This window comes from Achromobacter sp. FW305-C-13, from assembly GCF_058783475.1.
The window spans coordinates 605854-627588 of the sequence record NZ_JBYSYN010000003.1 but is presented as its reverse complement, the minus strand read 5'-3'; the positions used below and the strand labels follow the sequence as shown (position 1 = coordinate 627588).

The 21735-nt window shown below is 65.6% G+C and carries 23 protein-coding genes; 9 read left to right on the top strand and 14 right to left on the bottom strand.

Annotation, left to right across the window (positions count from 1 at the left end):
• Positions 1–33: 33 nt before the first annotated feature.
• From AC3WMU_RS21825 to AC3WMU_RS21785, 9 genes are all read left to right on the top strand, one after another.
• On the top strand, positions 34–1545 hold the full coding sequence (locus tag AC3WMU_RS21825) for a leucyl aminopeptidase (protein WP_492282968.1): 1512 nt from the start codon (positions 34–36) through the stop codon (positions 1543–1545).
• Positions 1546–1567: 22 nt separating this feature from the next.
• Positions 1568–2038: a DNA polymerase III subunit chi gene (locus tag AC3WMU_RS21820; protein ID WP_006223846.1), complete on the top strand. Its 471-nt coding sequence runs from the start codon at positions 1568–1570 to the stop codon at positions 2036–2038.
• A 59-nt stretch (positions 2039–2097) separates the two neighbouring features.
• Positions 2098–2484 carry a hypothetical protein gene (locus AC3WMU_RS21815; protein ID WP_006223845.1) on the top strand — a complete coding sequence of 129 codons (387 nt, stop codon included), beginning with the start codon at positions 2098–2100 and terminating at the stop codon, positions 2482–2484.
• Between the two features lie 131 nt (positions 2485–2615).
• The gene (locus AC3WMU_RS21810; RefSeq protein ID WP_006223844.1) at positions 2616–3326 is read left to right on the top strand and encodes a Bax inhibitor-1/YccA family protein; all 711 of its coding nucleotides are present in this window, start codon (positions 2616–2618) and stop codon (positions 3324–3326) included.
• A gap of 73 nt (positions 3327–3399) precedes the next feature.
• A complete protein-coding gene (locus AC3WMU_RS21805) occupies positions 3400–4317 on the top strand; it encodes an aldo/keto reductase (protein WP_280025572.1) in 918 nt (305 codons plus the stop codon).
• Between the two features lie 4 nt (positions 4318–4321).
• The gene (locus AC3WMU_RS21800; RefSeq protein WP_492282967.1) at positions 4322–5614 is read left to right on the top strand and encodes an NTP/NDP exchange transporter; all 1293 of its coding nucleotides are present in this window, start codon (positions 4322–4324) and stop codon (positions 5612–5614) included.
• A gap of 90 nt (positions 5615–5704) precedes the next feature.
• Positions 5705–6661 carry a Bug family tripartite tricarboxylate transporter substrate binding protein gene (locus AC3WMU_RS21795; protein WP_280025576.1) on the top strand — a complete coding sequence of 319 codons (957 nt, stop codon included), beginning with the start codon at positions 5705–5707 and terminating at the stop codon, positions 6659–6661.
• Between the two features lie 31 nt (positions 6662–6692).
• The gene (locus AC3WMU_RS21790) at positions 6693–7673 is read left to right on the top strand and encodes a M14 family metallopeptidase (RefSeq protein WP_454676323.1); all 981 of its coding nucleotides are present in this window, start codon (positions 6693–6695) and stop codon (positions 7671–7673) included.
• A gap of 3 nt (positions 7674–7676) precedes the next feature.
• Positions 7677–8777 carry a pyridoxal-phosphate dependent enzyme gene (locus tag AC3WMU_RS21785; RefSeq protein ID WP_492282966.1) on the top strand — a complete coding sequence of 367 codons (1101 nt, stop codon included), beginning with the start codon at positions 7677–7679 and terminating at the stop codon, positions 8775–8777.
• A 20-nt stretch (positions 8778–8797) separates the two neighbouring features.
• On the opposite strand, the gene AC3WMU_RS21780 is transcribed toward AC3WMU_RS21785, so the two are convergent.
• From AC3WMU_RS21780 to fabG, 14 genes are all read right to left on the bottom strand, one after another.
• Positions 8798–9706: a LysR family transcriptional regulator gene (locus AC3WMU_RS21780; RefSeq protein WP_088587986.1), complete on the bottom strand. Its 909-nt coding sequence runs from the start codon at positions 9704–9706 to the stop codon at positions 8798–8800.
• 18 nt (positions 9707–9724) lie between these two features.
• On the bottom strand, positions 9725–10312 hold the full coding sequence (gene recO / locus AC3WMU_RS21775) for a DNA repair protein RecO (protein WP_006223837.1): 588 nt from the start codon (positions 10310–10312) through the stop codon (positions 9725–9727).
• Positions 10305–11195 carry a GTPase Era gene (gene era, locus AC3WMU_RS21770; protein WP_006223836.1) on the bottom strand — a complete coding sequence of 297 codons (891 nt, stop codon included), beginning with the start codon at positions 11193–11195 and terminating at the stop codon, positions 10305–10307. The genes recO and era overlap by 8 nt, the downstream gene beginning before the upstream one ends.
• Positions 11192–11953, bottom strand: a complete 762-nt coding sequence (gene rnc, locus AC3WMU_RS21765; protein WP_035212790.1) for a ribonuclease III — start codon at positions 11951–11953, stop codon at positions 11192–11194. Before rnc ends, era begins: the two co-directional genes overlap by 4 nt.
• A 2-nt stretch (positions 11954–11955) precedes the next feature.
• Complete coding sequence (gene lepB, locus AC3WMU_RS21760; RefSeq protein ID WP_006223834.1) at positions 11956–12840, bottom strand: signal peptidase I; 885 nt, start codon at positions 12838–12840, stop codon at positions 11956–11958.
• Positions 12841–12863: 23 nt separating this feature from the next.
• Positions 12864–14657, bottom strand: coding sequence for a translation elongation factor 4 (gene lepA / locus AC3WMU_RS21755; protein WP_006223833.1), 1794 nt, complete (start codon positions 14655–14657; stop codon positions 12864–12866).
• A 242-nt stretch (positions 14658–14899) separates the two neighbouring features.
• On the bottom strand, positions 14900–16318 hold the full coding sequence (locus tag AC3WMU_RS21750; RefSeq protein WP_492283047.1) for a DegQ family serine endoprotease: 1419 nt from the start codon (positions 16316–16318) through the stop codon (positions 14900–14902).
• A 107-nt stretch (positions 16319–16425) separates the two neighbouring features.
• Positions 16426–17505 (bottom strand): MucB/RseB C-terminal domain-containing protein, encoded by a 1080-nt coding sequence (locus AC3WMU_RS21745; RefSeq protein WP_006223831.1) that lies wholly within the window; start codon positions 17503–17505, stop codon positions 16426–16428.
• Positions 17505–18011 (bottom strand): sigma-E factor negative regulatory protein, encoded by a 507-nt coding sequence (locus AC3WMU_RS21740; protein ID WP_088587983.1) that lies wholly within the window; start codon positions 18009–18011, stop codon positions 17505–17507. Before AC3WMU_RS21740 ends, AC3WMU_RS21745 begins: the two co-directional genes overlap by 1 nt.
• Before the next feature lie 12 nt (positions 18012–18023).
• Positions 18024–18623, bottom strand: coding sequence for an RNA polymerase sigma factor RpoE (rpoE, locus tag AC3WMU_RS21735; RefSeq protein ID WP_006223829.1), 600 nt, complete (start codon positions 18621–18623; stop codon positions 18024–18026).
• Positions 18620–19114 (bottom strand): hypothetical protein, encoded by a 495-nt coding sequence (locus AC3WMU_RS21730; RefSeq protein ID WP_280025590.1) that lies wholly within the window; start codon positions 19112–19114, stop codon positions 18620–18622. Before AC3WMU_RS21730 ends, rpoE begins: the two co-directional genes overlap by 4 nt.
• Position 19115: 1 nt before the next feature.
• A complete protein-coding gene (gene fabF, locus AC3WMU_RS21725; protein WP_006223827.1) occupies positions 19116–20345 on the bottom strand; it encodes a beta-ketoacyl-ACP synthase II in 1230 nt (409 codons plus the stop codon).
• 185 nt (positions 20346–20530) lie between these two features.
• Positions 20531–20770, bottom strand: a complete 240-nt coding sequence (gene acpP / locus AC3WMU_RS21720) for an acyl carrier protein (protein WP_003813816.1) — start codon at positions 20768–20770, stop codon at positions 20531–20533.
• Positions 20771–20984: 214 nt separating this feature from the next.
• On the bottom strand, positions 20985–21734 hold the full coding sequence (gene fabG / locus AC3WMU_RS21715; protein WP_424626414.1) for a 3-oxoacyl-ACP reductase FabG: 750 nt from the start codon (positions 21732–21734) through the stop codon (positions 20985–20987).
• Position 21735: the final 1 nt, after the last annotated feature.

The following is a 21735-nucleotide window of genomic DNA, read 5'->3' as shown; positions in this document are numbered from 1 at the left end:
CGCATCATACACAGACGCACACGGGAAACCCTCATGGAATTTAGCACACAGACCACTGCTTCCCTGCACCAAGTCAAAACCGCCGCCCTGGCTGTCGGCGTATACGCGGATGGCGTGTTGAGCCCCGCCGCCGACATCATCGACCGCGCCTCCAACGGCGCCGTGCGGGCGGCGGTCAAGGCCGAGTTCCGCGGCCGCGCCGGTTCCACCCTGACCTTGCGCGCGCTGCCCGGCGTGACCGCGCAGCGCGTGGTGCTGGTGGGCCTGGGCAAGCAGGACGAATACTCGGCACGCGCCCACGCGTCGGCCGAACAGGCATTCGCCTCGGTCTGCGTCGCCGCTCAACTGACTGAAGGCGTGTCCACGCTGGTGGCCAACCCCGTCACGGACGTGGCCGTCATTGCCCGCGCCCGCAGCGCCGCCATCGCGGCCGGCAACGCCACTTACCATTACGACGCCAGCTTCGGCAAACCCGACCGCGACGCGCGCCCCAAGTTGAAGAAGATCGTCCAGATCGTCGAGCGCGCCGAAGCCGCCCAGGTCCAGAAGGGCCTGCGCGAAGGCGGCGCCATCGCCAACGGCATGGAACTGACCCGCACGCTGGGCAACCTGCCCGGCAACATTTGCACCCCCACCTACCTGGGCGACACGGCCAAGCGACTGGCCCGCGAATTCAAGTCGCTGAAGGTGGAAGTGCTGGACAAGAAGCAGGTCGAAGCGCTGGGCATGGGCTCGTTCCTGTCCGTCGCACGCGGCTCCGCTGAACCGCTGCGCTTCATCGTGCTGCGCCACGCCGGCGCCAAGGCCGCCGCCAAGAAGGGGGCGCGCGCCGCCCAGGGCCCGATCGTGCTGGTCGGCAAGGGCATCACGTTCGACGCGGGCGGCATCTCGCTCAAGCCTGCCGCCACCATGGACGAAATGAAGTACGACATGTGCGGCGCCGCCAGCGTGCTGGGCTCGTTCCGCGCCCTGGCCGAACTGGAGCTGCCGCTGGACGTCGTCGGCCTGATCCCGGCTTGCGAGAACCTGCCCAGCGGCACGGCCAACAAGCCGGGCGACGTCGTCACCAGCATGGCCGGCCTGACCATCGAAATCCTGAACACCGACGCCGAGGGCCGCCTGGTCCTGTGCGACGCCCTGACCTACGCCGAACGCTTCAAGCCGTCCGCCGTCATCGACATCGCCACGCTGACCGGCGCTTGCGTCGTGGCGCTGGGCAACGTCAACACCGGCCTGTTCTCCAAGGACGACGCGCTGGCCGACGCCCTGGCTGCCGCCGGCCGCCAGTCGCTGGACACCGCCTGGCGCATGCCGATGGACGACGCCTACCAGGAACAGCTGAAGTCCAACTTCGCTGACCTGGCCAACATTGGTGGCCCTCCGGCCGGCGCGGTCACCGCGGCTTGCTTCCTGTCGCGCTTTGCCAAGGCCTACCGCTGGGCCCACCTGGACATCGCCGGCACTGCCTGGCGCGGCGGCAAGGACAAGGGCGCCACTGGCCGCCCCGTGCCCCTGCTGATGCAATACCTGCTGGACCAGGTTTGAAGCGCTTGCAACGGAACCGGGCATGACGCGGATCGACTTCGCCTTCGGCGCGCCCGACCGCCTGCGCATGGCCTGCCAGGTCGTGCGCAAGCGCTTCCTGGCCGGCCAACGGCTGGTGGTGTACTGTAGAGACGGTTCCCGCCTGGCTGCTTTTGACCGCATGCTGTGGGCGTTCGACGATACGTCGTTCGTGCCGCACGTGCTGGCCAATGACCCGCTGGCGCCTGAAACGCCGGTGGTGCTGACGGCAGGCGATCCGCAGCAAGCCGCGCAGGCGGCCCGGCCGGCGGATGGCGCCGACCAGCCCTTGCCCTGGCTGCTGAATCTGGACAACGAGTGCCCCCCGGGCTTTGACGCCTTCGAGCGCCTGCTTGAAATCGTGTCGGACGACCCTGACGACAAGCAGGCGGCGCGCCAACGCTGGCGCGTGTACCTGAACGCCGGCCATACGCCGCAAAGCCACGACCTCAGCCGCCAGCCGTCCGGCGACTGAACGCCCTGCCCGCCCTGGCGGGCCCTGCCGCCCCGCCCATCGATATTCGGAAAGCCCCCATGCCTACTCGCCCCAACGATCCCGGCATCCCCACCCTGACCCAGCGGGCCGAGCCGACGCTCTACCCCCTGCCGGCCGACGAGGCGGACGCGCCCTTGCTGACGGAATTGGCCGATGACGCCGATCCCGCGTTCGACGACGATGCGTTTCCCCTCTTGACCGAGGTTGCCCACGAGCAAGAGGCTGAAGCCGATGCCCAGGCGCAAGCCGAGGCCGCCGTGGCCGCCCTGCCCGATCCCACCGTCCTGACGGCCCGCCTGCAGGCCGAGGTCGAGCAATTGATGCGCCAGGCGCTGGCGCAAGCCATCGAGCAGATTCAAAGCCGCATGGATGCCGAATTACCGGGTATCGTTGCCCGTGTGCTGAAAGATGTCAGGCCGGGGTGAACCGGCTGGCGGCGGGCGTCCGGCAACCAGTCTAAATCTTCCAAAACTGGATTCTTCAGGGAACTGTAAGGTATCCTTCCCATCTAAGCCTTCTAGGCAATCACTATTTTTGCCGTACACAGGAGTTCTCCATGAACGAATATCGTCCGTCCCCTTTTAACCGTTCCGGTGCAGTTGCCGGCGCGCCGGGCGAGGTCGCTCGCAACCAGGTCCTGCGCAACACCTACTGGCTCTTGGCGCTGTCGCTGATCCCCACGGTCCTGGGCGCCGCTGTCGGCCTCTACACCGGCATCAACCGCGTCATGGGCGCAAGCCCCGGCCTGTCCGCCATCGTGTTCCTGGTGGGCGCGTTCGGCCTGATGTTCGCCATCGAGAAGAACAAGAACAACTCGATGGGCGTGGTGCTGCTGCTGGCCTTCACGTTCTTCATGGGCGTCATGCTGTCGCGCCTGCTCGGCTTCGTGATGGGCTTCAGCAACGGCTCGCAACTGGTCATGACGGCCTTCGGCGGCACGGCGATCGTATTCGGTACGATGGCCACGCTGGCCACGACCATCAAGCGCGATCTGTCCGGGATGCAGAAGTTCCTGTTCATCGGCGCCGTGGTCATCCTGATCGCCGCGCTGGCCAACATCTTCCTGCAACTGCCCGCGCTGATGCTGACCATCTCGGTCATGGCTATCCTGGTCTTCTCGGCCTTCATGCTGGTTGACCTGCAACGCGTGGTCAACGGCGGCGAAACCAACTACGTGTCCGCCACGCTGGCTATCTACCTGGACGTCTACAACGTCTTCTCGAACCTGCTGATGCTGCTGGGCATCTTCGGCGGCAACCGCGAGTAAGCACCGGTCGAAAGACCCCTGCAAAAGGCCTACATTCGCGTGTAGGCCTTTTTTCTTTGGAGCGCCCCTCGTCATGCACGACCGCCGCCGATTTCTTCAGACCGCCGCCTGCGCCGCCTTGCTGGGATCTGCCGGCACGGCGCGAGCGCTCAGCGTCAAACAGGCCATGCTGAGCCGCGCCATCCCCGCCTCGGGCGACTCGATCCCCGTCATCGGCCTGGGTACCGCAGACACCTTCAACGTTTCGCCCGGCGACACGGCGGCGATGGAGCCGCTGGCGCAAGTGTTGGACATCTTCACCCGGGAAGGGGGCTTCCTCATCGACACCGCCCCCAGCTATGGGCAGGCCGAAGCGGTTGTCGGCTCGCTGCTGGCCGGGCACGGTGGCGTGCGTGACCGGTATTTCCTGGCGACCAAGATCGGCGCCCACGGCCGCGAATCCGCCATGAACCAGGTGCGGCAGTCGCAAAAGCAGCTGGGCAGCGACAAACTCGATCTGATCCAGGTGCATAACCTGATCGACACCCGCAACCAGCTGGCGCTGCTGCGCGAATTCAAGCAGCAAGGTGTCACCCGCTACATCGGGATCACGCACTACACCGACTCCGCGCACGACGAACTGACCGAGCTGGTCGAACGCGAAAAACCCGACTTCCTTCAGGTCAACCTGTCGGTGGGCGCGCGCAATGCCGAAAAGCGCCTGCTGCCCGCCTGCCAGGCCAACGGCGTCGCGGTGCTGATCAACCGCCCGTTCCAGGACGGCGCGCTGTTCCGGCAGGTCAAGGGCCGCGCCCTGCCGGCGCTTGCCGCCGAGATCGACTGCACGAGCTGGGCGCAGATTTTCCTGAAATTCATCATCGGCCATCCAGCCGTCACGGCCGTCATCCCCGCCACGTCCAAACCCGCCAATATGGCCGACAACGCGCGGGCCGGGTTCGGGCGCCAGCCGGACGCAGCCCTGCGCGAACGCATCGCCGCCTTGCTGGCCTAGCGCCATGGCAGCCGCCGCCCCCTCCTCCCTGCGCGAACGCGCGGCGCGGGCGCTGGGCATCCACGGCGAGGAAATCGCACCGGCCGCCTGCGGCTTCGCCTTTTTCTTCTTCTTGTTCTGCGGCTATTTCATGCTACGGCCGATCCGCGAGACCATGGGCATCCAGGCCGGCGTGAACCAGCTGCAATGGCTGTTCACCGCCACTTTCGTCGCCACGCTGGCCGTGGTGCCGCTGTTCGGCTGGCTCTCGGCACGCGTGCCGCGCGCCACCCTGCTGACCTGGGTCTACAGCCTCTTCGCCCTGACCATGGCGGGCTTCGCCGCCCTGCTTCATCTGCGGCCAGACAGCATCTGGGCGGCACGCGCGTTCTACGTCTGGCTGTCCGTGTTCAACCTGTTCGTGGTCTCCATTGCCTGGAGCCTGATGGCCGACGTGTTCCGCATGGAATCGGCCAAACGCCTGTTCGCGCTGATCGCCGCGGGCGCCAGCGCAGGCGGACTGTGCGGCCCGTTGCTGGGCGCCCTGCTGGCGGGCAGCCTGGGGCCGGCCGGACTGCTCCTCCTGTCGGCGCTGCTGCTGACGGCCACGCTGCCGCTCAAACAATGGCTGCTGCGCTGGCGCGCCGCCACGCGCGCTGAAACCGGGCTGGAAGACATGCGGCATCCCATTGAAGGTACCGTCCTGGCCGGCATTTCGCGTATTTTCCGCTCGCGCTACCTGCTGGGCATTTCCTTGCTGGTCGTGCTGCTGGCCACGCTGAATACGTTTCTGTACATGGAGCAGGCGCGGCTGGTGGCCGACACGTTTGCCGACACCGCCCAACGCATCCGGGTCTTCAGCGCGCTGGATTTCACCGTCCAGACGCTGGCGCTGTTGTCGCAGGTCTTCATCACGGGCCGGGTCGCCGCCCGCCTGGGCCTGCGCTTCCTGCTGACTGCCGTGCCACTGGCCGTGGGCCTGTCGTTCCTGGCGCTGGCCGCTTTTCCGGTTTTTGGGGTGCTGGCGGCCGCGATGATCCTGCGCCGCGCCGGGGAATACGCGCTGATCCGGCCCGGGCGCGAAATGCTGTTCACGGCGGTTCCACCCGAAGACAAGTACAAGACCAAGAGCGTGATCGACACCGTGGTCTACCGCGGCGGAGACGCGGCCAGCGGGTGGGTCAAGGCGGGCGTCGACATGCTGGGTTATGGCGCGGCGCTGATCGCGCTGCTGGGCGCGGCGGTCGCCTTGGGCGCAGCCGCCGTGGGTTACGGCCTGGGTAAGCAGGCCGACGCACGCAAGCCCGACGACCATTAGTTTTTACTGAACATCCATCTGATCAAGGCAAACGGATTCTCCTGGCGGCGCCCCCACAATGGCGCAGCTCTCAACGCCTCGGGAATCGTCATGAAACGCAATGCCTGCCTTGCCGCCCTGTTGCTTTGCCTTGCCGCGCCTTCCGCGCAAGCCGACTATCCCGAGCGTGCCATTACGCTGATCGTGCCGGCCGCTGCCGGGGGCAACGCGGACATCACCGCTCGCCTGATCGGCCAGGAAATGAGCCGCCAGCTTGGCCAGCCCGTCGTGGTGGAAAACCGCGTCGGCGCAGGCGGCCGCATCGGCACGCAAGCGGTGGTGCGCGCCCCGGCCGACGGCTACACCATCGGCTATGCCCACGTCGGCACGCTGGTGCTGCACCGATTCCTGTTCAAGCAACAGCTCTACGACCTGGACCGCGACGTAACGCCCATCGGCCTGGTGGCCGAAACCCCGAACGTGATCGTGGTGAATGCCGCCTCGCCCTATCGCGACCTCAAGAGCTTCATCGACGCCAGCCGCGCCCAGCCCGACCGCCTGACCATGACATCGGCGGATCCCGGCACCACCAGCGAGGTCGGCGTGAAGCTCTTCATCGCCCAGACCGGCGCCGCCGTGCGCCAGATTCCCTACAAGGCGACAGCCGCGCAACTGTCCGACCTGCTGGGAGGCCACGTCGACGCCATGATGGAAAACCTGCCGCCCTTGATCGGCAACCTGAAGGACGGGCGCCTGCGCGCGCTCGCTGTCACCACCAAAGGCCGCGCGGCCTCCAACCCCGATGTGCCCACGGTGGCCGAACAGGGCTATCCCGATTACGAGCAGTCGGCCTGGAGCGCGCTGATCGCGCCCGCGGGCATCCCGCCCGCCGCCGTCGCCCGCCTGAATGCCGCGCTGAACCAGGCGCTGCGTTCGGAGAACGTCGAGAAGGAATTGCGCAGCCGTTCCCAGGAACCCCTGGGCGGCACGCCCCAGGACGTCCAGACCCAGATTCGCAAGGAGCTGCCTAAATGGGAGAGCATCATCAAGGCCGCCACGCTGGATTGACCCCGATGAACACCGATACAGGAGCCACCGCATGGTCAGCGTAAGCCGGGAGGATTTCTCCGTCGCCGCCGCCACCAACGACTCGGCCTATCGCCGCATCACGATCCCCATGTTGCGGATCGAGGCGGGTCCCGGCCCCGCCGTTGCGCTGATCGCCGGCGTGCATGGCGATGAATGGGAAGGCCAGGCGGCCATCCTGGACTTGTGGCACCACCTGCCGGTCGTTCTGCAACGCGGTACGGTCTACCTGCTGCCCGCCGTCAATGCCGAGGCCTCGCTGGCCGGCACGCGGCTGTCGCCCGCCGACGGCGGCAACCTGAACCGCGCCTTTTTGGGCGTGCCGGCGCGCGGCTACACCGAAAGCGTGGCGGCCGCGCTGGAAGCCAGGCTGCTGCCTCGCGTGCAGGCCATGGTGGACGTGCACAGCGGCGGCGCGTCGCTGCGCTACCTGCCGTCATCGGTCATCACGCGCTACGGCGACGACGCCTACGACGAACGCCTGCCCGCTCTGGCGCGCGCCTTCGGCCTGCCGCATTGCGTGTTCTTCCGCGGCAACGAAGCGGGCTCCCTGCCCGCTGCGGCCAGCCGCCACGGCGTCTTGCGCCTGAGCGCCGAGATCGGCGGCGGCAGGGAAACCAGTAGCAACCTGGCCGACCGGTGCCGCGATGGCCTGCTGGGTTGTCTGGGTGAACTGGGCTTGCTGTCGGACCTTCCCCTGCCACGTCATCCGAACATCCGGCTCTATGACCTGGATGCGCCCGCCGCCACGCTACGCGCGGGCGAACCCGGCGTGTTCGTGCCCGGCGTTGAATTGGGGCAATCGGTCACGGCCGGCCAGCGTATTGGGCGCCTGATCGAACCGGCTCGCCCCGATACGCCCCTGCGCCCCTTGCTCAGCCCCCAGGCGGGCACGATCGTCTGCCTGCGCGCCATCGCCCGCAGCGACGACGGCGACTGCCTCCTGCAAGTCGCGCCCGCCCTCCCCCTGGACTCCCTTGCCTCGAAGTACTGAACCATGCTGATGAACCCGAGATTGTCCGCCCTGCGTTGCATCCGCTGCGCGAGCCTGTGGTCGCCCGACGACTATCCCGAAGGCTGCCCAAGCTGCCTGGCGACGGGCCATCCCGCGACCCTGGAGTGTTGCTACGACCCCGCTGACGAGGACAGCGCCATCCCCCTGCCCGTGCTGGCGCCCATCACGTTGGGTGAAGGCGGCACGCCCACCCTGGAAGGCATGGACCTGGCACGTGCGGAAGGCGTCGGCCAGCTTTGGCTCAAATGCGAAAGCGCCAATCCCACCGGCAGCCACAAAGACCGTATGGCGGCCCAACTGGTGTCACGCGCCCGCCTGGCGGGCGCGACCCGCGTGGCGGCGGCTTCCAGCGGCAACGCCGGCGTTTCGCTGGCCGCCTATTGCGCGGCAGCCGGCTTGCAGGCCGATATCGCCATCACCCGCAACTGCCCGCCCCTGCAGCGCGAGGCCATGCAGCGCTTCGGCGCCAAGCTCAGCGCCTTCGAGGACAGCCTGGCCCGCTGGCCTTACGTGTCTGGCCTGTGCCGCAACCACGGCGCATTCGCGGGCACCAACTACCTGAATCCCCCGGTCGGCACGCACCCCTACGGCGTGGAAGGCTACAAACCGATCGCCCAGGAGATCCTGGACGCCTGCGGCGCGCCCACCGACATCATCGTGCCCACGGCGCGTGGCGACTTGCTATGGGGAATCTTCCTGGGCTGGCAGCACCTGCTGGGCAACGGACGCATCTCGCGCCTGCCGCGCCTGCACGCGGTCGAGCCCTACGCCCGCCTGTCGCGCGCCCGCGCCGAAGGCGATGCGCGCGGCCAGTGGGAAGGCATAACGGACCAGTACTCCATCGCGGGCGGCACGTGCACGCTGCAATCGTTGGAGGCGTTGTCCCGTTCGGGGGGTACGCCGGTGGAGGTCTCGGATGCCGCCGCTGCCCAGGCGCAGCAGCGGCTTGAACGCCGAGGGCTCAGCACGGAACTGTCTTCAGCCGCCGCGCTGGCAGCCGTGTCCCGCCTCAGGCGTTCGGGCGTGCTGGATGCGGAATCGTCAGTGGTGCTGATGGTGACGTCCGACGGTCGCCGGGGCTGAGTCCGGCCCGGACCTGGGCCCTAGACGCCGAAGCGGTCCACCAGCGGGGCCAGCGCGCCGCGCAGGCAGGTCGCCCAGAATTTGCCCGCCTCGGACAAAGGCCGGCTGCCATGCAGGATCATGTGGCATTCGAAATGCACGGGGGCCGTCAGCGGCCGATAGCACAGGCCCGCGGCCTCCATGCCCACTGCCGTCGCAGGGTTGGCGATGCCCACGCCATGGCCTGCCAGCGCCAGCTGGCAAACGGTACTGGAGTACGGGGTTTCAATCGCCACCCGCAAGCTCAGCCCCGCCTGGCGCAACAAGGAATCCAGCCGCTTGCGCGAGCCGTCTTCCGCGTTCAGGGCAATCACGTCCAGATCGGCCAGATGCGGAAAATCCACGCGCGCCAGGCGCGCCAGCCCATGCGCCGCCGGAAAGACGGCAACCGCCCGCAAGCTGGCCAGCCGGTGGCCGCGCAGCCCTTCCAGCTCCGACTCGTCGGCCACCACGGCCAGGTCGAGCTCGCCCGACACCACCATGTCGCGCAAGGTATTGGAATCCCGGATCTGCAGATACAACGGGGTATCGGGGTAGCGCGTGCGAAAACGCGAGATCGCATCGCTGACGACGGCGCCGCTGTAGGCATGGATGCAACCGATGCGCAGTCTGGGCTGGGCCGCCCCACGGATCGCGCGGATCTTACGCCCCAGGCTTTCCAGGCCGACATTCAAACGCCGGATTTCCTCGTATAGCAGCGTGGCTTCCGGCGTGCGTTGCATGCGCTGTCGCACCCGCTCGAACAGCCGCAGCTCGATGCTGGCTTCAAGCGCCGCCAAGGTGGCGCTGACCGTCGCAGGCGACACGTCCAGCCGCCGGGCGGCGGCGGTGACACTTTCCGTCTCGTAGACGGTGCGAAAGGTTTCGACCTGCTTTAGCGTGAAGGTCATGATCGGGGCGCCGTGCGCTCAGATGCGTTGCAGATCCATCAGTACGCGGCGCGTGGACAGCGGACGGCCAGCCAGGATTTCGGCCAGGCGCTCGCGCAAATCGCGGCGCAGCGCGGGCTCAATCACGGGGTCTTCGAAGTCGGGCGCGTCTTCGTCCACGCCATAGCCGGTTTCGCGCAGCAAGGTCCATTCGAACCGGCGCAGCGCACCCGCGGCACGGGTTCCGTTGGACAGTTGCTGTAGCGCCACGTCGTAGGCATCGAACAGTAAGGGGTGGGCGTCCTCGCGCGGCAGCAGGCGCAGAAGCAGCTCGTTCATGTACCAGGCCGACATCAAGGCCGTGCCCGTCAGCGGACGGATGCCCGCGATCTCGGCGCGGGTCAGTGTCTTGACCTCGCCATTGCCGGTCCAGGACAGCAGCAAGGGCTGGAAGGCCGACAACACGGGACGCAGAACGGAGTACGGGCGCTTAGCGCCCTTGGCGACCATGGCCACACAGCCATGATCGCGGGAGAACGTCTGAACAATAAGGGAAGTCTCACGCCACGCGGTGGCGTGCAGCATAAACCCCGGGCGATCCTGGACGCGAGGCGCCCGTCTACTCATAGCCCAGATCGCGGAGCGCACTCTCGCGGTCGGACCAGCCCTTGCGCACCTTGATGTAGACCTCAAGGTGCACGGGCTTGTCCAGCAGCTTGGCGATGTCCTGCCGCGCCTCCGTGGCAATACGCTTCATGTGCATGCCGCCCGTGCCCAGCAAGATGGGCTTGTGGCTGTCGCGTTCGACCACGACGCAGGCATTGATGCTGGCGCCCTTGCTGGTCTCTTCCCATTGCTCGATGACGACGGTACAGCCGTAGGGCAGTTCGTCGCCCACCAGGCGGAAGATCTTCTCGCGCACCAGTTCGGCGGCGATGAAGCGCATGGGGCGGTCGGTCAGCGTGTCTTCTTCGAACATCGCCTCGCCTTCCGGCAGGCGGGCCGCGATCTCTTGCAGCAGCTGATCCAGCTGCTGGTTCTTGGTGGCGCTGACGGGCACCACGGCGCCGAACGGATGCAGCGCCATGATCTTGGCCACGAAGGCGAACAGGTCGTCGCGGTTCTTCAGCGCGTCGATCTTGGAGACGACGAGGATGGTGCGCTCGGGGTTCGGCAACAGCGGCAGCAGCTTGGCGTCGCCTTCAGACCATTTACCGGCTTCCACCACATGCACCACCACGTCGACGTCGGCCAGCGCCTGCGTCACGACGCGGTTCATCATGCGGTTCATCGCGCCGCCATGGCGCGTCTGGAAACCCGGGGTATCGACAAACACGAACTGCTCGTGCTCACGCGTCAGCACGCCATGGATGCGATGGCGCGTGGTCTGCGCCTTGCGCGACACAATGGAGATCTTGGAACCGATCAGGGCGTTCGTCAGCGTGGACTTGCCCACATTGGGGCGGCCAACGATGGCAACGAAGCCGGTACGAAAAGGGGTATCGCTCATTTAGTCTCTTGAGCCACTGCCACGGGCAGCGACAATTGCGCGGTTTTGCGCGCCTTGCCCGACTTGCGGGCAGCCTTGGTCGCCGGGCTGATGGCCAACGCGGCCTCCAACGCCAGCTTGGCCGCCGATTGCTCAGCGGCGCGGCGGCTGGCGCCGGGCGCCATAACCTTGATCTCGAGCGCCGGGATGGCACACTCGACTTCGAACTGCTGGCTGTGGGCCGCGCCATGCGTGGCCACCACCGTGTACAACGGCAGCGCCAGCTTGCGGCCTTGCAGGAATTCCTGCAGCAAGGTCTTGGCGTCCTTGCCCAGCGTCTTGGGGTCGACCGAGGCCAGTACCGGCTGGTACTGGCGCACGATCACGCGACGGGCGGCATCAAAGCCCGCGTCCAGGAAGACGGCGCCGAAAAGCGCCTCGACCGTGTCCGCAAGAATGGATGGCCGGCGGAATCCGCCGCTCTTCAATTCACCTTCGCCCAGGCGCAGGTATTGCGACAGTTCCAGGCGCTGCGCGATATCCGCCAGCGAGGCCTGCTTGACCAGATTGGCCCGCAGCCGCGACAGATCGCCTTCATCGATTTTGGAATACCGCTCGAACAGCATGGCCGCAACGACGAAGTTCAGCACGGAATCCCCAAGGAATTCCAATCGCTCGTTATGGCGCGCACCATGACTGCGATGCGTCAGTGCCTGTTCAAGCAAGGCTGGATCACCGAAGTGGTGATCCAGGCGGTTTTCTAGCGTGGCTAGCGACATAATCAGTTGAACCGGCCAATGCGGCTGAGATCGCTGAAATTCATCCAGATGAAGAACGCGCGTCCGACGATATTGGATTCAGGTACGAAGCCCCAGTATCGGCTGTCTGCGCTGTTGTCCCGATTATCGCCCATGGCGAAATAACTGCCTTCAGGTACTTTGCAGCGTACCCCATTGCGGCTGTATTGGCAGTTTTCCCGGTTGGGAAATTTCCACATCGGCGAATAATCCTGCGGTTTGTTCTCATCAAGCAGGATTTTGTGCTCAACGTCGCCCAACTTCTCTTTATATTGTGCGATATACGAGACACGGTCCGGCTCAAAATAGTCGCCGTCGCGTACATGCGGCACCAATTCACCGTTCACGTACAGTTTTTTGTCCAGGTAGGCGATCTCGTCGCCCGGCAGGCCGACCACGCGCTTGATGTAGTCCACGTCCGGATCCACCGGGTAGCGGAACACAAAAACGTCACCGCGCTGGGGCTTGCCGACTTCGACGACCTTTTTGTCGATCACGGGCAGGCGCAAGCCGTAGCTGAACTTGTTCACCAGGATCAGGTCGCCGGACTGCAGCGTGGGCAGCATCGAACCCGACGGAATCCGGAACGGCTCCACCACGAACGAACGCAGCATGAAGACGAACAGGATGACGGGAAAGAAGCTGACGGCGTACTCGATCCACCACGGCACGCGCCGCGCGGCATCACCGGCTTCGCGGCGCAGGCGTTCGGCTTCCTGAGCGTCTCCGACCAGGGCCGCGTCGTACTGCGCCATTGCCGCTTGCGCGCGGGCTTCGCGACCCCGTCGCAGCACCGCCAGATCAAGCACCCAGATAATGCCGGTCAGGACCAGCAGAACAAACAGGATCAGGGCAAAGTTCCAACTCATCAGCTAACCGCCTTCTTTTGGTTCTACTTGTCTTCCACTTGCAGGATGGCCAGGAACGCCTCCTGCGGAATTTCCACGCTACCCACCTGCTTCATGCGCTTCTTGCCGGCCTTCTGCTTTTCCAGCAGCTTCTTCTTGCGCGAGATGTCGCCGCCGTAGCACTTGGCCAGCACGTTCTTGCGCAATGCCTTCACGTTTTCACGCGCGATGATTTCCGCGCCGATGGCAGCCTGGATGACCACGTCGAACATCTGGCGCGGGATCAGTCCGCGCATGCGGGTGACGACGTCGCGGGCGCGATGGCGCGCATTGCTGCGGTGGACAATCACGGCCAGCGCATCCACGCGGTCGTTGTTGATCAGCAGGTCCACGCGCACCACGTCGGCCGAGCGATACTCCAGGAACTCGTAGTCCATCGAGGCATAGCCGCGCGACACCGACTTCAGCTTGTCGAAGAAGTCCAGCACGATCTCGGCCAGCGGAATCTCGTACACCAGGTGGACCTGGCGGCCGTGATAGCTCATGTTGACCTGCGAACCGCGCTTGTTGTTGCACAACGTCATGACCGGACCGACATAGTCCTGCGGCATGAAGAGCGTGACCTTCACGATGGGCTCGCGGATATCCTGGATCTTGCCCACTTCGGGCATGCGCGACGGGCTTTCCACGGTGATCACGGAACCATCGCGCTGCTCGACTTCATACACCACCGACGGCGCGGTGGTGATGATGTCCATGTCGAATTCGCGCTCCAGGCGTTCCTGCACGATTTCCATGTGCAAGAGCCCCAGGAAGCCGCAGCGAAAGCCGAAGCCCAGCGCCTGCGAGACTTCTGGTTCGAACATCAGCGCCGCGTCGTTCAGCTTCAACTTGTCGAGCGAATCGCGCAGCTGGTCGTATTCGGAGCTTTCCACCGGATACAGGCCGGCGAACACCTGCGGCTTGACTTCCTTGAAGCCGGGCAGCGCGCTGGCGGCGGGCTTGTTGGCCAGCGTGACCGTATCGCCCACCTTGGCGTCTTCCAGCTGCTTGATGCCGGCGATGATGAAGCCCACCTCGCCCGCCGACAGATGCGGACGCTGCTGCGACTTCGGCGTGAACACACCGGTCTGCTCGCACAGGTGGGTGGCGCCGGAGGCCATCAGCAGGATCTTGTCCTTGGGCTTGAGCACGCCGTTGATGATGCGCACCAGCATGACGACGCCCACGTAGTTGTCGAACCACGAGTCGATGATCAGCGCTTGCAGCGGCGCGTCGGGATCGCCCTTGGGTGCCGGCACGCGGGCCACGATGGTTTCCAGGATCTCGTCGATGCCCATGCCCGTCTTGGCGCTGGCCAGCACGGCCTCGGACGCGTCGATGCCGATCACGTCTTCGACTTCCTGGCGCGCACCGTCCGGATCGGCCTGCGGCAGGTCCATCTTGTTCAGCACCGGCACCACTTCCACGCCCAGTTCGATGGCGGTGTAGCAGTTGGCGACCGTCTGGGCTTCCACGCCCTGGGAGGCATCCACCACCAGCAGCGCGCCTTCGCACGCCGACAGCGAGCGGCTGACTTCATACGAGAAGTCCACATGCCCCGGGGTGTCGATCAGGTTCAGGTTGTAGGTCTTGCCATCCTTCGCCTTGTAATGCAGAGCGGCGGTCTGGGCCTTGATGGTGATGCCGCGCTCGCGTTCGATTTCCATGGAATCGAGCACCTGCGCCGACATTTCGCGATCCGCCAATCCACCGCAGCGCTGGATCAGGCGATCGGCCAGGGTCGATTTGCCATGATCGATGTGGGCAATGATGGAGAAGTTGCGAATATGCTGCATGCTTGAAATTATAAGGGACGGAACACTCGGCACATGGCCGGAAGACACCGCCGCCGGAGTACGCACGGCTGACGTGAGGGGTGCTGCGGGCCGCCGGTGGGCTGCTGGTCGGCCAATAACCCGGGCAAAAACGAGGGGGCGCCAGGCGCCCCCTCTTGCGGCAACCAGCCATTTTAGCTGGTCTTGGGGTTTTTTTTCTGCCGCCGGGCCGCCCCGGGGCAAAAAGCACCCCACTCAGGGCTTTACTTCGAGGCCGGAACCGCCACCCATTGCGTCTGATCGCCGCGACGAACCAGCAAACCTGCGGCGCGGGCCTTGTCCAGCTTGCCCACCAGTTCGGCGAATTGCTTGGCGCCGGTGACGTCAGTGTCGTTCAAGGCCAACACAATGTCGCCTTCCTGCAGGCCCGCCTTGGCGGCCGCGCCTTCGGCGACCTTCACCTGGACGCCGCCCTTGATGCGCAGCTTCTTCTGCACGTCGGCGGGCACATCCACCACGCCCAGGCCCAGCGCGTTGGTGACTTCAGGCGCCGGGGCCGGCTTCTTGCCCGCCGCCGCGGCCTTCTCGGTCGGGATTTCACCGACCTTGACCGACAACGTCAGGCTCTTGCCCTTGCGCCACACTTCCATGTCGGCGCGCGTGCCCGGCTTGGTTTCGCCCACGATGCGCGGCAGGTCGGACCAGCGCTTGATCGGTTCGTTGTTGAACTTCAGGATCACATCGCCCGGCTGGACGCCCGCCTGCTCGGCAGGGCCTTCGGCCTCCACGCTGCTGACCAGCGCGCCTTCGGCTTTGGGCAGGCCGATGGCTTCGGCCACGTCCTTGCCCACTTCGCCGATCTGCACGCCGACACGGCCGCGGGTCACCTTGCCCGTGGCGCGCAACTGGTCCACCACCCGCATCGCTTCATCGATCGGGATGGCCAGCGAAATGCCCATGAAGCCGCCGCTGCGCGAAATGATCTGGGAGTTGATGCCCACGACTTCGCCGTCCAGGTTGATCAGCGGGCCACCCGAGTTGCCGGGGTTCACGGCCACGTCGGTCTGGATGAACGGCAGGTATTCGCCCGTATCGCGGCCAATCGCGCTGACAATGCCGGAGGTCACGGTGGAATCCAGGCCGAACGGCGAACCGATGGCCAGCACCCACTGCCCTTTCTTCAGCTTCTTGGGGTCGCCGATGACCAGCGGGATCATTTCCTTGGCTTCGATCTTGATCAGCGCAACGTCCGTGCGCTCGTCCGTGCCGATGACCTTGGCCTTGAACTCGCGGCCGTCGGTCAGCGTGACGTAGATGTCCGTCGCATCGACCACCACGTGGTTGTTGGTCAGGATGTAGCCGTCATCCGAAATGAAGAAGCCCGAGCCCACGCCACGCGGCACGGTGCGCTCTTCAGGCTGCGAAGGCTGCGGGCGCTGACGCGGGTTCGGGGACTGACCGCCCGGGCCCGGAGGCTGGAAGTCGGGGCCGAAGAACCAGCGGAACAATTCGTAGGGGTCGCCGCCGCCACCACCCGTGCCGGGGCCACGCACCGGCACGGTGGCCGTGGTGCGGATGTTCACGACCGCAGGGTCGGCCTTTTCAACAATGCCCGTGAAGTCGGGCAGCGCGACGGTGGGCGTCTGCGCCACCGAAGCGGGGACATACGCGGCGGACATCATCACGCTTGCCGCCACAACCGTCAGAAAGCGCCGGAAATAAGCGTTCGACACCGTCATTGCTTTCATAAGTTACTCCGAAATTGCTGCTAGCCGCCCCGGGGCATGGATCACTTGGACCCGGCCGTCCCAGGTACCGGCGCTGCTGCCGCAGGTGCGGCGGGCACATACTCTGTCGCTTCCGCCAGTTGCTCCAGCGTCGCCACGGGCACCTCGCCCACGGCCGTCAGCCAGAAGTCCGCAATGCGCGTTCCGTAGACGGTAATCGACCCGCGCTGCGCGGCGCCATGGGGGGGATGATGCCCGCGCTGGCTGTCATAGGGCTCGATGAAGACCGAGATGGCCGCCAGGCCGTCGGACAACACCATCTGGCTCACCGTTGCGCCGCGCCCCATCGAGCGCGCCACCTGCATGATCACCTTGAAGCCCTTGGGCGCCGGGATGCGCCACCCCTGGGCCGACAGGTCCACGGGCGCCATCGTCGGCTCGAGCACCTTCCAGTCGCGCGTGCTCCAGCGCGACGTCAGCAATTGGGGATCGACTTCGGAGCCCAGCCGCAGCGACGTGAACGACACCTGCTCGACGACGCCGCGGGCGGCGTTCAAGGTCTGGGCCTTCAGCAGCAGATTGGTTTCCACGTCGGCGCACAGGCGGTAGCCGTAACGCAGCTTGTCCAGGGGTTCGATCGTGATCAGCCGGCATTCGCGGCCCGCCACCCGATGCAGCGCGGGTTCGGTGCTGATCTTGTAGTGCTCGGCCAGATTCGCCGGATCTCCCAGCAGCAAGCCCGGGAAACGGTCGCCGCGGCGACGCTCGACCAGCACGGTCTTGCGCTCGGGAATCAGGCACTGCACGTCTTCGTTGTGCCGCAGGTATTCGCGCGGTTGGCCGTCAAGGATTTCCAGCCGTTCGCGCTCGCCCGTGCCGTCCAGGACGTGCACCAGGCGCGAAGACTGGATCATCTCGCCCTGCTGATACATGAAGACGCCTGCGTAATCCTGCTTGCGCGCGGCCTGCTGGATGCGCGACAGCAACTGGACCACGTCGTCCGTTGCCGGCACAGGATCTGCGGCGCGCGCGGGTTCGTGCGCGGCCAGGAAAGCGGTCAGAAGCGTGGCGGCGAACCAGCCAGCGCGATGCGCGTGCCAGGAAGCAGCGCGCGGCCAACGTGTCGGTAACACCAGTGCCATCAACGCCCCGCTCCGACGTCGAACGAGACTTGGCGCACCGCGCTGGGGCCGGCCATCTGGCGATGGGCCTCCAGGTAGTCGCGCAAGCCCGCATCATCGGCGGAGGCAGGCGTGCCGCTGGCGTCGGCCAGCACGCGGACTTCGGTCGCCGGCGTGCCCGTCACGTAGGGCTGGGCCACCCAGGCGACGGTCGCCACGGCGGCGGCCACGGCCAGGCCCGACAGCCCGTAGCGCAACGGCGAACGGCGCCGGGGCGCCGCCACGATCGGCAGTTCGGCGTCCAGCGCCCGCGCCAGTCGGGACTGGAAGGCGGCGCTGGGCGTCAATGCCAGATCGGCATTACGGAGGGAATCACCGATCAAATGATAGGTGTCCCAGGTCTGACGTCCTTCCTTGGACAACAGACTGGGAAGAATATCGTCGGAATCTTCTCCGTCCATCCAGGCGGAAACCGATTCCTCCCAGGAGGATTCGGCGATTTCAACGGACTTGGCTGCGGTTTGCATGACTGCCACTCCTTACCAGCGACGCTCGGCATCGGTGCCAAGCAATGGACGCAATTTGGTCGCGATGGCCTCGCGCGCACGAAAAATGCGGGAGCGCACCGTACCGATCGGGCAATCCATGCTCTGGGCGATGTCTTCGTAACTCATACCTTCGATTTCACGCAGGACAATTGCGGTGCGCAACTCTTCGGGCAATTCCTCGATGGCCGCGTTCACCGTCTCGGCGATTTCGCGGCTGGCAACCATGGACTCCGGCGTGCTTATATCGGTTAGGTTGTCGGTTTCGTTAAAAGTTTCACCGTCTTCCGTTTCTATCGCATTTGGCGCGCTGGGCCGGCGGCCCTGCGAGGCCAGCCAGTTACGCGCCGTATTGATGGCGATACGATACAACCAGGTGTAGAACGCGCTCTCGCCCCGGAATTGCGGCAGGGCCCGGTAGGCCTTGATGAAGGCCTCCTGAGCCACGTCCTCGATTTCCGAGGGGTCGCGGATCATCCGGGCCAGCAGGCGCAGGATCTTGCGCTGGTATTTCAGCACCAGCAGATCAAAGGCCTTCTTGTCGCCCCGTTGAACGCGCGCGACCAGCTCGGCGTCGACTTCGCGCTCGCTCATGACGCCTCCTGCAGGCGTGCCGCCGGCTGTGCGCGCCGCGCCGTGCCCGTCAGCAGGCACAGGCGCCGCCAGGACTCAGGTCGCAACGTCCGCTGCCAGACGGTGAGGGTGATTGTGCTATTGGTGAAGGCCGTACTCCCGGTGGGCAATGGCTGCAAAGTGAGCGTCAGCCAGCGGGGACCGCGTTGCTGGCTCAGCAGCACCGCGTCTTGCCAGCCTTGCGACTGGCATACCTGCCAGCGGCCAGCCCCGGTCGCCGTGCGTATTGCCGATACAGGGGACAGGCTGCTCCGTGCCGAGTGTAACAGCCCGGCCGGCACAAGCAGCAGCGCGATCACCGCGCCCGCCACCCATGCCATGCCGCCCCAGGACGCCGCCGTCAGCGCGCACGCCGCGGCCACGGCGATCGCCAGGCCGCCAAGCGCCCGGACGCCGGGCGGCTGCCCGGCAGGCACCTGAAACGACCAGCGCCCTGCGTCCGAGCCTTCCAAATCAGACCCGGCGAACGGCCATGGAGCCGTTGGTGCCGCCGAAGCCGAACGAATTGGACAGGCCCACTTCGATCTTCATCTGCCGCGCTTCGTTCGCGCAGTAATCCAGATCACATTCGGGATCTTGATTGAAGATGTTGATCGTGGGAGGCGAAACCTGGTTGTACACGGCCAAAGTGGTGAACACGGCCTCGATGCCGCCGGCCGCGCCGAGCAAGTGCCCGGTCATGGACTTGGTCGAGTTGACCACCAGCTTCTTGGCGTGATCGCCGAACGCGAGCTTCAGCGCATCGGTTTCGTTCTTGTCGCCCAGGGGCGTGGACGTACCGTGGGCGTTGACATACTGGATGTCATCCGCGTTCAGGCCGCCGTTGCGCAGCGCATTGAGCACGCCACGTCGCGGGCCGTCCTTGTCGGGGGCCGTAATGTGGTGCGCGTCCGAGCTCATGCCGTAGCCTGCGAGTTCGCCATAGATGCGCGCGCCGCGCTTCTTGGCATGCTCGTATTCTTCCAGCACGAGAACGCCGGCGCCCTCGCCCAGCACGAAGCCGTCGCGGTCGCGGTCCCAGGGACGCGAAGCCGTCTGAGGATCATCGTTGCGGGTCGACAAGGCGCGCATGGCGGCAAAACCGCCGATGCCCAGCGGGGACACGGTCGATTCGGCGCCGCCGGCAACCATGACGTCCGCATCGCCGTATTCGATCAGGCGCGCTGCGTCGCCGATGCAATGCAGGCCGGTGGTGCAGGCCGAAACGACGGCGTAGCTGGGGCCCTTCATGCCGTAGGCAATGGACAAATGACCGGAGATCAGGTTGATCAGCGAACCCGGCACGAAGAACGGCGAGATCCGTCGCGGACCCTTGGCCAGATATTCGACCTGGGTTTCCTCGATGCGCGGCAAACCGCCGATACCGGAGCCCACGATCACGCCGATGCGCTCGGCATTGGCTTCGGTGACTTCCAGGCCACTATCGCGCCATGCCTGCATCCCGGCAGCCAGGCCGTAATGGATAAACGTATCCATCTGGCGGGCTTCTTTGGACGAGACATAGGTGCTGATGTCGAAGTCTTTGACTTCGCCAGCAATGTGCGTGGTGATGGCCGAGGGATCGAAACGGGTGATGCGGCTGATGCCAGAACGTCCGTTGACGATATTGTCCCAAGCGGTGGTCAGGTCGTTCCCTACGGGAGAAACGATACCAAGGCCGGTGATGACGACACGTCGCTTCACGGATGACTCCTCAAACAGACAAAAGAAAGGCGGTTTTCGGGATGCGCTGCACGTGTGGCCCACGCGAAAGCGGGTCGGGCATTACTACGCCCTTCCCGCACGCGGACCACACGGCAAATTCCTGAAACCGCCCCGTTTCCCGGTTGGCCCCGAAAGTCGGGCAACCGGAAGGATATAGGCTGAGCTTACTGCTTACCGTGCGAATTGATGTAGTCAATCGCTTGTTGCACGGTCGTGATCTTTTCGGCCTCTTCGTCGGGGATCTCGGTCTCGAATTCGTCTTCGAGCGCCATGACCAGTTCGACCATGTCGAGCGAATCGGCACCGAGGTCGTCAAGGAAGGAGGATTCGTTCTTGATCTCGGCTTCGTTCACGCCAAGTTGTTCAGCGACGATCTTCTTGACGCGCTGTTCGATGCTTTCCATGCAGATCTCCAATTGGGAAAAATCCCGCGAATTATAGCCAAGCGTAGAGGAAAGCAACGCCTGGCCGTGACAAAAATAACACCGCGCACTTGTTCTGTCGCCCATCGGGGCGCAGGAATACCGGTATGCGGCGTTTCCGGATGAACTGCGCGCAGCCTCGCTGGTTGCCCGGCGGCGGCGCGGCGGCCTGGGCCGCCTGCGCGCAATTCGTGATTTATTGCATGTACATCCCGCCGTTTACGTGCAGGGTGGTGCCGGTAATGTAACCCGCTTGCGGCCCGGACAAAAAGGCCACCGCATGGGCGATGTCTTCCGGCGAGCCCAAACGGCCCAGCGGAATCTGCTGCAGCAGCGCCGTGGTCTGGCTTTCAGCCAGCGCGCGCGTCATGTCGGTGTCGATGAAGCCGGGCGCCACGCAGTTCACGGTGATGTTGCGGCTGCCCAACTCACGGGCCAGTGCGCGCGACATGCCCGACACGCCCGCCTTGGCGGCCGCGTAGTTCGCCTGGCCGGCGTTGCCGCTGGAACCCACGACGGACGTGACGTTGATGATGCGTCCCCAGCGGGCCTTCATCATGCTGCGCAAAACCGCGCGCGACAGGCGGAACACGGACGTCAGGTTCGTGTCCAGCACGGCGGACCAGTCGTCGTCCTTCATGCGCATGGCCAGCGTATCGCGGGTGATGCCGGCGTTATTGACGAGGATGTGCGGGCCGCCGCCTTCCTTGCCCAACGCGTCGATCAACGCATCGCAGGCTTCGGCGTCGGTCACGTTCAGCACCACACCGCGGCCGCCGGACGGCGCCAGGGCTTCGGTGATGGCGGCTGCGCCCGATTCGGACGTGGCGGTGCCCACGACGGTTGCGCCGCGCGCAGCTAGTTCCTGGGCGATGGCGCGGCCGATGCCGCGCGTGGCGCCGGTCACCAGCGCGATCTTGCCGTGCAGTTCGATCGAGTTGTCCATG

Bases quoted from the DNA above. Each gene is read 5' to 3' on its own strand.
- AC3WMU_RS21745 (WP_006223831.1), bottom strand. From the start codon at position 17,505: ATGGCACTGGTGTTACCGACACGTTGGCCGCGCGCTGCTTCCTGGCAC.
- lepA (WP_006223833.1), bottom strand. From the start codon at position 14,657: ATGCAGCATATTCGCAACTTCTCCATCATTGCCCACATCGATCATGGC.
- AC3WMU_RS21825 (WP_492282968.1), top strand. From the start codon at position 34: ATGGAATTTAGCACACAGACCACTGCTTCCCTGCACCAAGTCAAAACC.
- era (WP_006223836.1), bottom strand. From the start codon at position 11,195: ATGAGCGATACCCCTTTTCGTACCGGCTTCGTTGCCATCGTTGGCCGC.
- AC3WMU_RS21780 (WP_088587986.1), bottom strand. From the start codon at position 9,706: ATGACCTTCACGCTAAAGCAGGTCGAAACCTTTCGCACCGTCTACGAG.
- AC3WMU_RS21790 (WP_454676323.1), top strand. From the start codon at position 6,693: ATGGTCAGCGTAAGCCGGGAGGATTTCTCCGTCGCCGCCGCCACCAAC.
- AC3WMU_RS21820 (WP_006223846.1), top strand. From the start codon at position 1,568: ATGACGCGGATCGACTTCGCCTTCGGCGCGCCCGACCGCCTGCGCATG.
- lepB (WP_006223834.1), bottom strand. From the start codon at position 12,840: ATGAGTTGGAACTTTGCCCTGATCCTGTTTGTTCTGCTGGTCCTGACC.
- AC3WMU_RS21750 (WP_492283047.1), bottom strand. From the start codon at position 16,318: ATGATGTCCGCCGCGTATGTCCCCGCTTCGGTGGCGCAGACGCCCACC.
- AC3WMU_RS21805 (WP_280025572.1), top strand. From the start codon at position 3,400: ATGCACGACCGCCGCCGATTTCTTCAGACCGCCGCCTGCGCCGCCTTG.
- rpoE (WP_006223829.1), bottom strand. From the start codon at position 18,623: ATGAGCGAGCGCGAAGTCGACGCCGAGCTGGTCGCGCGCGTTCAACGG.
- AC3WMU_RS21800 (WP_492282967.1), top strand. From the start codon at position 4,322: ATGGCAGCCGCCGCCCCCTCCTCCCTGCGCGAACGCGCGGCGCGGGCG.
- recO (WP_006223837.1), bottom strand. From the start codon at position 10,312: ATGAGTAGACGGGCGCCTCGCGTCCAGGATCGCCCGGGGTTTATGCTG.
- AC3WMU_RS21810 (WP_006223844.1), top strand. From the start codon at position 2,616: ATGAACGAATATCGTCCGTCCCCTTTTAACCGTTCCGGTGCAGTTGCC.
- AC3WMU_RS21785 (WP_492282966.1), top strand. From the start codon at position 7,677: ATGCTGATGAACCCGAGATTGTCCGCCCTGCGTTGCATCCGCTGCGCG.
- AC3WMU_RS21795 (WP_280025576.1), top strand. From the start codon at position 5,705: ATGAAACGCAATGCCTGCCTTGCCGCCCTGTTGCTTTGCCTTGCCGCG.
- fabG (WP_424626414.1), bottom strand. From the start codon at position 21,734: ATGGACAACTCGATCGAACTGCACGGCAAGATCGCGCTGGTGACCGGC.
- rnc (WP_035212790.1), bottom strand. From the start codon at position 11,953: ATGTCGCTAGCCACGCTAGAAAACCGCCTGGATCACCACTTCGGTGAT.
- AC3WMU_RS21740 (WP_088587983.1), bottom strand. From the start codon at position 18,011: ATGCAAACCGCAGCCAAGTCCGTTGAAATCGCCGAATCCTCCTGGGAG.
- AC3WMU_RS21815 (WP_006223845.1), top strand. From the start codon at position 2,098: ATGCCTACTCGCCCCAACGATCCCGGCATCCCCACCCTGACCCAGCGG.
- acpP (WP_003813816.1), bottom strand. From the start codon at position 20,770: ATGGAAAGCATCGAACAGCGCGTCAAGAAGATCGTCGCTGAACAACTT.